Genomic DNA, 12,586 nt, shown 5'->3' with positions numbered 1-12,586 from the left:
AAGGGTCATGCTAGCGCGTACGAGAACAAGGTTCAATCCTTCGGTTTAAACCGCAGCAGACGGTTGGCGTTGCTCACCACGGTAATGGAGGAGAGCGCCATCGCCGCACCCGCAACCACCGGGTTCAGCAGGGTGCCGGTCAGCGGCCACAAAATGCCGGCAGCAACCGGAATGCCGAGCGAGTTATAGACGAACGCCCCCAGCAGGTTCTGCTTCATGTTGCGCAACGTGGCTTTAGAAATGGCCAGCGCGTCGGCAACGCCCATCAGGCTGTGGCGCATCAGCGTAATGGCGGCGGTTTCAATGGCGACATCGCTTCCGCCGCCCATGGCAATCCCCACGTCCGCCTGGGCCAGCGCCGGGGCGTCGTTGATGCCGTCGCCTACCATCGCCACCTGGCGACCTTCATTTTGCAGGTTCTTGATGGCGTCCGCTTTGCCGTCCGGCAGCACGCCCGCAATCACCTCATCAATACCGGCCTCTTTCGCGATGGCGTTGGCGGTGATCGGGTTATCCCCGGTCAGCATCACCAGGCGATAGCCCGCGCGGTGCAGGCGCTGTAAAGCATCCACGCTGTCCTGGCGAAGCGGATCGCGTACGGCCAGCAGCGCGGCGGCTTTGCCATCCACCGCCAGCAGAACCGGGGTGGCACCCTGAGACGCCTGTGCTTTCAGCTCATCTTCCAGCGCGGACGTATCAACACCGTTTTCATTCAGCAGCGCCTGGTTACCCAGCAGCAGCGCGTGGCCGTCGGCTTCACCGCTGACGCCGAGCCCGCGCAGGGTGCGGAAATTGCTGACCTGCGGCAGGGCAGAAGCATTCGCCTTATCGAGAATGGCGCGGGCCAGCGGGTGGCTGGAACCCTGCTCCAGCGCGGCGGCAAGGCGCAGCGCGTCCTCTTCCGCAATGCCGGCGGTGCTTACGGCAACTACCTGCGGTTTGCCCTCGGTCAGCGTACCGGTTTTATCAAACACAATCGTATCCAATGTGCTCGCCCGCTGCAGGGCATCCGCATCACGGACCAGCACGCCAAACTCGGCGGCGCGGCCCACGCCGGAGATAATCGACATCGGCGTTGCCAGGCCAAGCGCGCACGGACAGGCGATGATCAGCACCGTGGTGGCGATCACCAGGGTGTAGACAATCTGCGGTGCCGGGCCGAAGAAATACCAGATCGCCGCGCTCAGCAGGGCAATGCCGACCACCACCGGCACAAAAATGGCCGAGATTTTGTCAGCAAGCTGGCCAATCTCCGGCTTGCTGCTCTGGGCCTGGCGCACCATGCGGATAATGCGCGACAGCGTGGTATGGCTGCCGACGGCGCTGGCGCGGAACAGCACGCTGCCGTCCTGCACTACCGTACCGGCATGCACCGCGTCGCCCTGCGATTTCTGCTGGGGGATCGGCTCTCCGGTCAGCATCGCTTCATCCAGCCAGGCGTCGCCCTGAGTGATTTCACCGTCGACGGGCACCCGGTCGCCGGTGGTCAGGCGCAGCGTCATGCCCGGCTGCACCTCCGCCAGCGGGACGCTTTTCTCCCCGTCGTCCGTGACCACGCGGGCCGTCGGCGGGGTTAAATCGAGCAAGCGTTCCAGCGCTTTCGAGGAGCGCTGACGGGCGCGCGCTTCCAGCATGTGGCCCAGGTTAATCAGGCCGATAATCATCGCGCTGGCTTCATAATAGAGATGGCGGGCTTCCATCGGGAACCACTGGGGCCAGACGTTCACGCTCATGGAGTACAGCCACGCCGCGCCGGTACCGAGCGCAACCAGCGTATCCATCGTCGCCGTGCGGTTTTTCAGGCTCTTCCAGGCGCTGGTATAAAAATGCCCGCCTGCAAAGACCATGACCGCAAGGGTAATCAGACCAATCACCAGCCACAGCGTGCGGTTGTCTGCGGTGACCATCATGTTGTCACCCATCATGCCCCACACCATCACCGGAATACCGACCAGCAGGGCGACAATCGCCTGCCAGCGGAAGCGCTTCATGGTGGCAATAGCCGTTTCCTGCTGGCGCTCGCGGCGTTCGGCGTCATCTTCGATGGCCTCCGCCCCGTAGCCCGCTTTTTCCACGGCCTGCACTAAATCTGCGGCGGAGGCACTGCCCATCACCAGCGCAGTACGCTCCGCAAGGTTGACCCGTGCCTGTGCGACGCCCGGTACCGCCTGCAGGGCGTTCTGCACGCGGGAGACGCAGCTGGCGCAGCTCATGCCGTTGATCAGCAGCTGTTGGCTGTCATCAATATCATCCGCTGCCGGAAGCTCAGGGGTGGCCGCTGTCAGCGCTTCCGACGGGGATGATGACTCTGCCAGCGGGTTAGCCTTTGGGTGGCTTAACTCCGCCCCATAACCGGCCTGTTTAATGGTATCAATCAGCGCGTCCGCGCTGGCGCTGCCGATCACGGCGGCATGGTCGATAGTCACTTCAGCGCTTTCAACATCAGGACGCTGTTCCAGGCTTTCTTTAACGCGTTTGACGCAGTGGCCGCAGGAGAGGCCGTCCAGCGTCAGGTCGATAGTGTGAGACATAACAAAACTCCCGTATAATATATTGGTCAGTTGTTGACCGGAGTAACGCTTTTCGCTAACTGTTATGAAGGTTAAACCTTCCATCAAGGGGAAGGTCAAGGGGGAAATGTGAATATCAGTGACGTGGCCAAAAAAACCGGCTTAACCAGCAAAGCAATCCGCTTTTATGAAGAGAAGGGGCTGGTAACGCCGCCGCTGCGCAGTGAAAACGGCTACCGCAGCTATACGCAGCTGCATCTCGATGAGCTGACGCTGCTGCGCCAGGCAAGACAGGTGGGGTTTAACCTGGAGGAGTGTGGCGAGCTGGTTAACCTGTTTAACGATCCGAAGCGCCACAGCGCCGACGTGAAAAAACGCACGCTGGAAAAAGTGGCGGAGATCGAGCGCCACATCATTGAGCTACAGGCGATGCGCGAACAGCTGCTGCAGCTGGCAGAATCCTGCCCGGGTGATGACAGCGCCGACTGCCCGATTATTGATAATCTTGCCGGCTGCTGCCATCGTAAAACCCACGTCTAGCAGGCTTTAACCCGCAGCGTAATCCCTTCCACCGCAATGACCTCGACCTGTGTTCCGGCGTTGAGGTCTTCGTCGGCCACCACCGGCCACGAGCTGTCGCCCACGCGCATGTGCCCGCGCCCGTTCACCAGCGCGGCGTCGAGCGTAAAGCGCTTGCCGACAATCTGCTGTCCGCGCTGGTTGAGATGCGCGTCCAGCGGTTTCTGCTCTTTGACCTGGCGGTTAAGCCAGCGCCACCACAGCCAGGCGGCAACCAGCGTCAGCACGGCAAACAGCGCGCCCTGCCACGCCCAATCCAGAGGAAGGATCCAGACCAGCAGGCCCGTAATGACCGCGGCAACACCGCTCCAGAGCAGGTAGCCGTTGCCGCCAAGCATCTCCGCCGCCAGCAACAAGCCACCGAGGCTTAGCCAGAAGGCATGAGGATGTGCAACGATCAGCTCAATCATTTTTTACGCTCGTTCCGCTGTCTTTGATCAGTTCGGCGATACCTGCGATAGAGCCCATCAGGCTGCTGGCGTCCAGCGGCATCATCACCACTTTGCTGTTGTTCGCGGAGCCGATCTCTTTCAGCGCATCGGTATATTTTTGCGCCACGAAGTAGTTCACGGCCTGGATATCACCGGCGGCAATCGCCTCGGAGACCATCTGCGTCGCGCGGGCTTCCGCTTCTGCAGAACGTTCACGCGCTTCCGCCTGTAAGAACGCGGACTGACGGTCGCCTTCGGCTTTCAGGATCTGCGACTGTTTTTCCCCTTCCGCTTTGAGGATCTCCGCCTGACGGACCCCTTCGGCTTCCAGAATATAGGCACGCTTGGTGCGCTCGGCCTTCATCTGCGCGTTCATGGAGGCGATAAGCTCTGCCGGCGGGCGCACGTCGCGGATCTCGATACGGGTGACTTTGATCCCCCACGGGTTCGTTGCCTCGTCAACAATGTGCAGCAGGCGGGTATTGATGCTGTCGCGCTGGGAGAGCATCTCGTCCAGCTCCATCGAGCCGAGTACGGTACGGATGTTGGTCATCGTCAGGTTGACGATCGCCAGCTCCAGGTTGCTCACCTCATAGGCCGCTTTCGGCGCATCAATCACCTGAATAAAGCAGACGGCATCAATGGTGACGTTGGCGTTATCTTTGGAGATCACCTCCTGAGAGGGGATATCCAGCACCTGTTCCATCATGTTGATCTTGCGACCAATTCTGTCCATGAACGGGATAATCAGGCTTAGGCCGGGCTGCAGCGTGTTGGTATAGCGGCCGAAGCGCTCTACGGTCCACTGATAGCCCTGCGGGACAATTTTGACGCCTGCGCCCACGATAACCAGCGCGACGAATATAAGGACGGGAACAACGATGAGCATAAAAACCTCCTGTTTTGCATGCCTTGATGAGAAAAAGCGCGTGTTTGCTATTCGTAAGTATATCGGTTAATGGGCTAAAATTCGCCCCGTCCGACGGGCGGGGCAGAGCGTTAGTGGTAGCTATAGGTAAAGTCAGCAATCAGCGCATCGTCACCCGCATCGGCGATGGCTTTCGACAGGCCGTGATAGAAGGTCTCCAGCCCAATCTCTTCTACCTGGTGCAGCTGCTCGCGGATCGGCGCGCAGAACAGTTCCGCATTGCCCGCGCCCACGCGCTTGTTGTTCGGCGGAAGCTGACCGGTGATCCCTTTGAACCAGGTGCGTACCGCGCCCTTCAGAGAGGTAGGCGCGTCGTTGACGGCGTCGTGTCCCGTCAGAATTTGCAGCGTCGGGAACTGGTCCGCACAGACTGCCGTTTTCATGCGCGCATAAAACTGGCTGAAGAGTTCGAAAGACTGCAGATCGGTGACTTTGGGTTTGGTGGTTTTGCCCTGAACGTTGCCTGTCTTTTTCGCCGCGGGCTGCGCGGGCGCCAGCTTATTGAGCTGCAGATCGAACAGCAGGTTCGCGTGTTCGCGTCGTTTGCCTACGTCCGGGAAGCGTTCGATAAACGCGCGGATAAATTCCGGCGTCATCAGGTCAGCAAAATCATGGTTGACCAGCCACTGGCCGCGGGCAAACTCACCGGGAGACTGGAACCAGGCCGGAACCTTGCCCGGCTCGAACTCTTTGACATTCCCTCTGCCGTCGATTTCAACGAAGCGAGTGCCGTTGTCAAAAGCAAAACGGCAATTCTTCAGCTGAATGACCGGCTTCATCTTCAGCAGGCCCTTAACGAAGCGGACAAGTTCTCCCCCGAACACATAAGCCGTAACGGATTCTGAAGCAATGGCGGCAAGAAGCTGATCGATGGTTTTCACGCCGGGTTCAAGTTCAGAAAACTCATAAAAAGTGTGAATATTAGACATTCTTGTACTTCCTTATTGTGTTGCGGGCAGAGCTTAACACCACTTTAACGAATGTTCTAAACCAGGGATGCGGAAGTGTCGCTAAGGTCACGGCGTAAACTGTAAAGCGAAAGTGTAAAGCATGTCTAATGAATGCACGGTAAACGCAATCGGAAGTCTTGGAGGCGAAAGGGGGTGCTAAAACGCGTTGTGACGAACGTGCGGCACGGATTATGCTAATAGCGCTCGATGGTTACTGGAAAAAATATGAACAACGAAAATGCTATTTTGCAGATAAAGGACGTCGGCTTTTGTGTTGCGAATAACACGATCCTTCAGCACGTCGGGTTTAACCTTTCTCCCGGTGAGTTCAAGCTGATAACGGGGCCGTCAGGCTGCGGTAAAAGCACCTTACTGAAGATTGTGGCCTCACTGCTGAGCCCAACGGAAGGTACCATTCTGTTTGAAGGGCAGGATATTGCGGCCCTTTCCCCGGAAAGCTATCGCCAGCAGGTCTCTTATTGCGTACAAACGCCAGTGCTTTTTGGCGACACGGTTTTTGATAACCTGATTTTTCCGTGGCAAATCCGCAATAAAACGCCGGAGCCGGAAAAATTCATCGACGATCTGGTCCGTTTTGGCCTGGCGAAGGAGACGCTGACCAAATCCATCCATGAGCTCTCGGGCGGAGAAAAGCAGCGCGTCTCGCTGATCCGTAATCTGCAGTTCTTACCGAAGGTATTGCTGCTGGATGAGATCACCAGCGCGCTCGATGACGCCAACAAACGCAACGTCAACGAGATTATTCATCGTTACGCCCGCGAGCAGAATATTGCCGTGCTGTGGGTGACGCACGACTCAAACGAAATTACCCATGCGGATGACGTGATTACGCTCCAGCCGCACGGTGGGAAAATGCAGGAGGCCAACCGTGGGTGAGCATAATATTACCAATGAATCTCTGGCGTTTTCGATGGTGCTGGTGCTGATTGCTATCGTCGTAAGCTACCGGGAAAAGCTGGGGCTGGAAAAAGATATTGTGTGGAGTATCTGCCGCGCGGTGATTCAGCTCATCATCGTCGGCTATGTGCTGAAGTATATTTTCAACGTCAACCACGCGGTGCTGACGCTGCTGATGGTGCTCTTTATCTGCTTTAACGCGGCGTGGAACGCGCAGAAGCGCAGTAAATATATTGATAAGGCGTTTATCTCGTCATTTATCGCGATTACCACCGGGACGGCGCTCACCCTGGCGGTGCTGGTGCTCTCCGGCTCGATTGAGTTTACGCCGATGCAGGTGATCCCTATCTCCGGGATGATTGCGGGAAACGCCATGGTGGCCGTTGGCCTGTGCTACAACAACCTCGGCCAGCGTTTCAGCAGCGAACAGCAGCAGCTGCAGGAGAAGTTAAGCCTGGGGGCGACGCCAAAAGTGGCTTCAGCGCGGCTGATTCGTGAGAGCATTCGTTCATCGCTGATCCCGACCGTAGATTCTGCCAAAACGGTGGGGCTGGTGAGCCTGCCTGGCATGATGTCGGGGCTGATTTTTGCCGGTATCGATCCGGTAAAAGCGATTAAGTATCAGATCATGGTGACGTTTATGCTGCTTTCCACGGCGAGCCTGTCAACCATCATTGCCTGCTACCTGACCTATCGGAAGTTCTACAACGCGCGCCACCAGCTGGTGGTGACACAGCTGAAAAAAGCGGATTAAGCCTGTTTGTGTAGGCCCGGTAAGCGTTAGCGAACCGGGCATTTTTTTGTTAGTAGAGCAGCGCGTACAGCTGACGACGATACTTCGACGCCAGCGCGTCTCCGGTACCCAGCGCGGCCAGGATCTCCTGGAACATCTTGCGCGCCTGGCCGTCTGCGGCACCCAGATCTTTCTGCAGGTGGCCGAACAACAGCTCCAGCGCCTCTTCGTTACGCCCCACCTGATGCAGCTGCAGCGCCAGCTGGCTTGCCAGCGCGGCATCCGCCGGGTTGTCGGCCACCTGCTGCTGCAGCTGCTGAATTTCCGGGGTGTCCGCCGCCTGCTTCAGCAGCTCAATCTGCGCCACCAGTCCCTGATAGCGGGTGTCCTGATCCTGCATTGGGACCGTCTTGAGCACGGCTTCCGCGTCTTCTGAACGGTGCAGGGCGATCTGCGTTTCCGCCAGCAGGAGGCCGATCTGGCTGTTCTGGTTCGACAGCTGCCACGCCTCTTTCAGCAGCGGCAGCGCCTCGTCGTATTTGCCTTCCTGCATCAGCGCCATGCCTTCCTGCGCTTTCAGCTCTTCTTCGCGCGGCAGCACTTTATCCAGCAGGGCGCGAATCGCCTCTTCCGGCTGTGGCCCCTGGAAGCCATCAACAGGCTGGCCGTTCTGGAACAGATAGACGGTTGGAATGGCGCGCAGACCAAACTGCGACGCGACCATCGGCTCGGCGTCACAGTCCAGCTTAGCGAGAATGAACTGACCGTTGTACTGCGCGGAAAGGCTTTCCAGCACCGGCGTCAGCTGCAGACAGTGCTGGCTGCGCTCAGACCAGAAGTAGAACAGCACCGGTTTAGCCATCGACTGTTCGAGGACCTGCTGCAGGTTTGCTTCTGTAATATTGACGATATTCTGTACGGACATGCGGCTTTCTCTTTTGTCGGTTTACTCTTTACATGGGGATGAGCGTCGTCGCTTCAACTCAGCCGTGCAAAATTTTGTCCATTATCCTGCCCGGCAGCAGGCGCTTTAGCCAGCCGACGGCATGGGTGACCAGCGTCACCGGATAGCGCATTTTAGGATGCTCGCTCTCAAAAGCATGGCGCACTTTGGCAACCACCGCCTCTGGCCCGAGGGTAAAGCGTGCGGCAATGCCGGGGTTTTCGACCGGCTTGTCCGCCTGGGTCTGGTTAACGTTTTCGGTAAAGCGGGTGCGGATCGGGCCGGGCTCAATCAGGCTGACCTTAATGCCGCTGTGGCGCAACTCCATGCGCAGGGCGTCGGACCAGGCTTCCAGCGCATATTTACTGGCCGCGTAGGCGCCGCGACCCGGGGTGGAAATCAGCCCCATCACTGACGATGTCATCACGATGCGCCCTTCGCCGTGCGGCAGCATGGCCGGAAGGAGCCGCATGGTGAGCTGATGGACGCCGAAGAAATTGGTCGAAAACTGCTTCTCCAGCGTTTCGCGCGAGAGCGTATCCAGCGGGCCATACACGCCGTAACCGGCATTATTAAAGAGCCCGTACAGACGATTGTCGGTCAGGGCTATCACCTCGTCGGCGGCGCGTTCAACGCTTTCCGGCGAGTCCATATCCAGCTGAACGCCGGTGAAGCCCAGCCCGTTCATGCGCTCGACATCGTCAGGCTTGCGGCAGGCTGCCAGCACCCGAAATCCCTGGCGCTTGAGTTCGAGCGCGCTTTCGAGGCCGATTCCGCTGGAACATCCTGTAATTAAGACCGATTTTTGCATAACTTTACCTGTCAGGAACTCCGCTGAATTACGAGTCATGTTTAACTAAAGGAGCCAGCCGCGTTGCCATCCAGTCGGCAATAAACGGCTGCGCATCGCGATTGGGGTGGATCCCGTCGTCCTGCATCCACTGGGGTTTGAGATAGACCTCTTCCATGAAAAATGGCAGGAGCGGAATATCAAACTCTTTGGCAAGCTTAGGGTAGATCGCGCTAAAGGCCTCATTATACCGACGACCGTAGTTGGCGGGCAGGCGAATTTGCATCAGCAGCGGCTGGGCGTTTGCCGCCTTGATGTCCTGCAAAATGGTGCGCAGCGTTTGCTCGGTTTGCTGAGGCTGGAAGCCGCGCAGGCCGTCATTACCGCCAAGCTCAACCAGCACCCAGCGCGGCTGATGCTGCTTGAGCAGCGCAGGCAGGCGCGACAGCCCCTGCTGCGAGGTATCGCCGCTGATGCTGCCGTTGACAACGGTTGTCTTGCTTTGCCATTTATCATTGAGCAGAGCCGGCCAGGCCGCGCTGGCCGCCATGCGGTAGCCCGCGCTCAGGCTGTCGCCAAGAATCAGTAACGTGTCCGCTGCCGCCGCGCGGAAGGTCATCAGCATCAAAAACAGGAAGGGCAAATGCCAGCGGAAAACAGTGTTGAAGTTCATCGTCTTAAGAAGTCCGTCGGTCAGGGGGAGCAGGAGCTTTCAATCCTTACCGGAGTTGAACTCGTTGTCAAACGCGCCGAAACCATCGCGCTGATTGGCGAATCCGGTTCCGGCAAGTCCACGCTGCTGGCGATTCTGGCCGGTCTGGACGACGGTAGCAGTGGGGAAGTCCACCTTGTCGGGCAGCCGCTGCACCAGCTTGATGAAGAGGCGCGAGCCGCGCTGCGCGCGCGCCACATCGGTTTTGTCTTTCAGTCCTTTATGCTGATCCCGACGCTGAACGCGCTGGAAAACGTCGAGCTCCCGGCGCTGCTGCGCGGCGAAAAGAGCCGCGAAAGCCGCACGCATGCGAAGGCGCTGCTGGAACAGCTCGGCCTGGGCAAGCGCCTCGACCATCTTCCCGCACAGCTTTCCGGCGGCGAGCAGCAGCGCGTGGCGCTGGCGCGCGCCTTTAACGGCCGCCCGGAAGTGCTGTTTGCCGATGAGCCCACCGGCAACCTTGACCGTAAAACCGGCGACAAAATTGCTGACCTGCTGTTTTCGCTTAACCGCGAACATGGCACCACGCTGATCCTCGTGACCCACGATCCGCAGCTCGCCGCCCGCTGCGACCGCCGCCTGCGGCTGGTGAACGGTATTCTTCAGGAGGAAGCATGATCGCCCGCTGGTTCTGGCGCGAATGGCGCTCGCCCTCGCTGCTGATTGTCTGGCTGGCGTTAAGCCTGGCGGTGGCCTGCGTGCTGGCGCTCGGCAGCGTCAGCGACCGCATGGAAAAAGGGCTTAGCCAGCAGAGCCGCGAATTTATGGCCGGGGACCGGGCGCTGCAAAGCTCGCGTCCTGTTCCGCCTGGCTGGATTGAGGAAGCGCGCAAAGAAGGGCTGAAGGTGGGAGAGCAAATCACCTTCCAGACCATGACCTTCGCGGGGGACACCCCGCAGCTCGCCAGCGTCAAGGCTGTGGACGATATCTACCCGATGTACGGGGAATTACAAACCAGCCCGCCGGGGCTAAAGCCGACGCCCGGCACGGTGCTGCTGGCATCGCGCCTGATGGCGCTTCTCAACCTGAAGCCCGGCGACAGTATCGACGTGGGCGACGCGACGCTGAAAATCGCCGGGGAAGTGGTGCAGGAGCCCGACTCCGGCTTTAACCCGTTCCAGCTTGCGCCGCGCCTGCTGATGAACACCGCCGATGTTCCGGCCACCCATGCCGTCCAGCCGGGAAGCCGCGTGACCTGGCGCTACAAGTTTGGCGGCACGCCTGCCCAGCTGGAGGCGTATGAAAAATGGCTTCTGCCGCAGCTCAAGCCGGAGCACCGCTGGTACGGGCTGGAGCAGGACGAGGGGGCGCTCGGCAAATCCCTGGAGCGTTCTCAACAGTTCCTGCTGCTTTCGGCATTGTTGACCCTGCTGCTGGCGGTGGCGGCGGTTGCCGTGGCGATGGGGCACTACTGCCGCAGCCGCTACGACCTGGTAGCGATCCTTAAAACCCTCGGCGCGGGGCGGGCGCAGCTGCGCAGGCTGATTGTCGGCCAGTGGCTGATGCTGCTGGTCCTCTCTGCGCTGACTGGCGTAATAATAGGGCTGCTGTTTGAAAAGCTACTGATGGTGATGCTGAAACCGGTGCTGCCTGCCGCCTTGCCCCCGGCAAGCCTCTGGCCGTGGCTGTGGGCGATCGGTGCGATGACGGTGATCTCGGTGCTGGTGGGGCTGCGCCCGTACCGCCTGCTGCTCGCGACGCAGCCGCTGCGCGTGCTGCGCAACGATGTGGTGGCGAACGTCTGGCCGCTGAAGTTCTATCTTCCGGTGATTATTGCTGTTGCGGTCGGGCTGCTGGCCTGGCTGATGGGCGGTAGCACGCTGCTGTGGGCGGTGCTGGCCGGGGCGGTTGTGCTGGCGCTGCTGTGCGGCGTGCTGGGCTGGATACTGCTCAACGTCCTGAAAAGGCTGACGGTAAAATCCCTGCCCGTGCGGCTGGCGGTCAACCGCCTGCTGCATCAGCCCTGGTCAACGCTCAGCCAGCTGTCGGCCTTTTCGCTGTCGTTTATGCTGCTGGCGCTGCTTCTCGTGTTGCGCGGGGATCTGCTGGATCGCTGGCAGCAGCAGCTTCCTCCGGAAAGCCCGAACTATTTCCTGATCAACATCGCGCCGGAACAGGTCGCGCCGCTGAAGGGCTTCCTGTCGGAGCATCACATTATCCCCGAGTCGTTCTACCCCATCGTCCGCGCGCGTCTGACGCAGATCAACGGCCAGTCAACCGAGGGGAACAAGGACGAGTCGCTTAACCGCGAGCTCAACCTGACCTGGCAGGAGAAACGTCCCGACCATAACCCGATTACCGCCGGGACCTGGCCGCCGAAAGCGGGGGAGGTGTCGATGGAGGAGGGGCTGGCGACGCGCCTGAACGTGAAGCTCGGGGACAGCGTGACCTTCACCGGCGATACTCAGGATTTTACCGCCAAAGTCACCAGCCTGCGTAAAGTGGACTGGGAAAGCCTGCGGCCGAATTTCTTCTTTATTTTCCCGCCGGGCGCGCTGGACGGACAGCCGCAGAGCTGGCTGACCAGTTTCCGCTGGGAAAACGGCAACGGCATGCTGACCCAGCTTAACCGGGAATTCCCGACGGTCAGCCTGCTGGATATTGGCGCGATCCTGAAACAGGTGGGGCAGGTGCTGGAGCAGGTGAGCCGCGCGCTGGAGGTGATGGTAGTGCTGGTGACAATCTGCGGCGTGCTGTTGCTGCTGGCTCAGGTGCAGGTGGGCATGCGCCAGCGTCATCAGGAGCTGATAGTCTACCGCACGCTCGGGGCGGGCAAGCGCCTGCTGCGCATGACGCTCTGGAGCGAGTTTGCGCTGCTGGGGCTGGTGGCGGGTCTGGTCGCGGCGATTGGCGCTGAGACGGCGCTGGCGGTGCTGCAGACGAAGGTCTTCGACTTCCCGTGGGAGCCTGACTGGCGTCTCTGGCTGATACTTCCTCTCTGCGGCGCGGTGCTGCTCTCCCTCTGCGGGGGCTGGCTCGGTGCGCGGTTGTTAAAGGGCAAGGCCCTGTTCCGGCAGTTTGTGAATTGATTTAGTATGGTAATAATTACGCACCGGTTTTTATGCCGGTGCGTAATGCTTAAATAGCACAAA

The 12,586-nt window shown here is 59.6% G+C and carries 12 protein-coding genes; 5 read left to right on the top strand and 7 right to left on the bottom strand.

Translation table 11 applies throughout. The annotated features are described in order from the left end of the window. Positions 1–32: 32 nt before the first annotated feature. Entirely contained in the window at positions 33–2,531 is a 2,499-nt protein-coding gene (gene copA, locus UTO39_RS12895) for a copper-exporting P-type ATPase CopA (protein ID WP_320727333.1), read from the bottom strand. Between the two features lie 108 nt (positions 2,532–2,639). Here copA and cueR point away from each other — a divergent pair, with 108 nt between their 5' ends. Further along, complete coding sequence (gene cueR / locus UTO39_RS12890; protein WP_028012206.1) at positions 2,640–3,050, top strand: Cu(I)-responsive transcriptional regulator; 411 nt, start codon at positions 2,640–2,642, stop codon at positions 3,048–3,050. Here cueR and UTO39_RS12885 read toward each other — a convergent pair. The 3 genes from UTO39_RS12885 to UTO39_RS12875 all read right to left on the bottom strand — a co-directional run bounded on the left by UTO39_RS12885 (position 3,047) and on the right by UTO39_RS12875 (position 5,377). Beyond that, positions 3,047–3,499, bottom strand: a complete 453-nt coding sequence (locus tag UTO39_RS12885) for an NfeD family protein (RefSeq protein WP_061099001.1) — start codon at positions 3,497–3,499, stop codon at positions 3,047–3,049. The genes cueR and UTO39_RS12885 overlap by 4 nt on opposite strands. Further along, positions 3,492–4,409 carry an SPFH domain-containing protein gene (locus UTO39_RS12880; RefSeq protein WP_320727332.1) on the bottom strand — a complete coding sequence of 306 codons (918 nt, stop codon included), beginning with the start codon at positions 4,407–4,409 and terminating at the stop codon, positions 3,492–3,494. The genes UTO39_RS12885 and UTO39_RS12880 overlap by 8 nt, the downstream gene beginning before the upstream one ends. A gap of 110 nt (positions 4,410–4,519) precedes the next feature. Then, positions 4,520–5,377: a hypothetical protein gene (locus tag UTO39_RS12875; RefSeq protein ID WP_061098999.1), complete on the bottom strand. Its 858-nt coding sequence runs from the start codon at positions 5,375–5,377 to the stop codon at positions 4,520–4,522. Positions 5,378–5,623: 246 nt separating this feature from the next. Between UTO39_RS12875 and fetA the strand changes: the two genes are divergently transcribed. Next, entirely contained in the window at positions 5,624–6,295 is a 672-nt protein-coding gene (gene fetA, locus UTO39_RS12870) for an iron efflux ABC transporter ATP-binding subunit FetA (RefSeq protein ID WP_320727331.1), read from the top strand. Beyond that, on the top strand, positions 6,288–7,070 hold the full coding sequence (fetB, locus tag UTO39_RS12865; RefSeq protein WP_320727330.1) for an iron efflux ABC transporter permease subunit FetB: 783 nt from the start codon (positions 6,288–6,290) through the stop codon (positions 7,068–7,070). Before fetA ends, fetB begins: the two co-directional genes overlap by 8 nt. Before the next feature lie 49 nt (positions 7,071–7,119). Here the strand turns inward: fetB and UTO39_RS12860 are convergent, their stop codons facing one another. From UTO39_RS12860 to tesA, 3 genes are read right to left on the bottom strand one after another with little or no spacing between them, the layout of a single operon-like run. Further along, complete coding sequence (locus UTO39_RS12860; RefSeq protein ID WP_320727329.1) at positions 7,120–7,974, bottom strand: co-chaperone YbbN; 855 nt, start codon at positions 7,972–7,974, stop codon at positions 7,120–7,122. Positions 7,975–8,032: 58 nt separating this feature from the next. Beyond that, positions 8,033–8,842 carry an SDR family oxidoreductase gene (locus UTO39_RS12855; RefSeq protein ID WP_151413928.1) on the bottom strand — a complete coding sequence of 270 codons (810 nt, stop codon included), beginning with the start codon at positions 8,840–8,842 and terminating at the stop codon, positions 8,033–8,035. Further along, complete coding sequence (tesA, locus tag UTO39_RS12850; RefSeq protein WP_061098994.1) at positions 8,832–9,455, bottom strand: multifunctional acyl-CoA thioesterase I/protease I/lysophospholipase L1; 624 nt, start codon at positions 9,453–9,455, stop codon at positions 8,832–8,834. Before tesA ends, UTO39_RS12855 begins: the two co-directional genes overlap by 11 nt. Between tesA and ybbA the strand changes: the two genes are divergently transcribed. Continuing rightward, complete coding sequence (gene ybbA / locus UTO39_RS12845; RefSeq protein ID WP_041912055.1) at positions 9,426–10,112, top strand: putative ABC transporter ATP-binding protein YbbA; 687 nt, start codon at positions 9,426–9,428, stop codon at positions 10,110–10,112. The genes tesA and ybbA overlap by 30 nt on opposite strands. Next, positions 10,109–12,523, top strand: coding sequence for a putative ABC transporter permease subunit YbbP (ybbP, locus tag UTO39_RS12840; protein WP_320727328.1), 2,415 nt, complete (start codon positions 10,109–10,111; stop codon positions 12,521–12,523). Before ybbA ends, ybbP begins: the two co-directional genes overlap by 4 nt. Positions 12,524–12,586: the final 63 nt, after the last annotated feature.

It is taken from the genome of Enterobacter sp. 118C5 (assembly GCF_034107645.1).
Lineage (GTDB): Bacteria > Pseudomonadota > Gammaproteobacteria > Enterobacterales > Enterobacteriaceae > Enterobacter > Enterobacter nematophilus.
This window is presented reverse-complemented; position numbering and strand designations above follow the sequence as displayed.

Excerpts from the sequence above, each read along its gene's own strand:
- ybbA (WP_041912055.1), top strand. The coding sequence starts at position 9,426 with ATGCCAGCGGAAAACAGTGTTGAAGTTCATCGTCTTAAGAAGTCCGTC.
- UTO39_RS12860 (WP_320727329.1), bottom strand. The coding sequence starts at position 7,974 with ATGTCCGTACAGAATATCGTCAATATTACAGAAGCAAACCTGCAGCAG.
- UTO39_RS12885 (WP_061099001.1), bottom strand. The coding sequence starts at position 3,499 with ATGATTGAGCTGATCGTTGCACATCCTCATGCCTTCTGGCTAAGCCTC.
- UTO39_RS12875 (WP_061098999.1), bottom strand. The coding sequence starts at position 5,377 with ATGTCTAATATTCACACTTTTTATGAGTTTTCTGAACTTGAACCCGGC.
- tesA (WP_061098994.1), bottom strand. The coding sequence starts at position 9,455 with ATGAACTTCAACACTGTTTTCCGCTGGCATTTGCCCTTCCTGTTTTTG.
- UTO39_RS12855 (WP_151413928.1), bottom strand. The coding sequence starts at position 8,842 with ATGACTCGTAATTCAGCGGAGTTCCTGACAGGTAAAGTTATGCAAAAA.
- UTO39_RS12880 (WP_320727332.1), bottom strand. The coding sequence starts at position 4,409 with ATGCTCATCGTTGTTCCCGTCCTTATATTCGTCGCGCTGGTTATCGTG.
- copA (WP_320727333.1), bottom strand. The coding sequence starts at position 2,531 with ATGTCTCACACTATCGACCTGACGCTGGACGGCCTCTCCTGCGGCCAC.
- fetA (WP_320727331.1), top strand. The coding sequence starts at position 5,624 with ATGAACAACGAAAATGCTATTTTGCAGATAAAGGACGTCGGCTTTTGT.
- ybbP (WP_320727328.1), top strand. The coding sequence starts at position 10,109 with ATGATCGCCCGCTGGTTCTGGCGCGAATGGCGCTCGCCCTCGCTGCTG.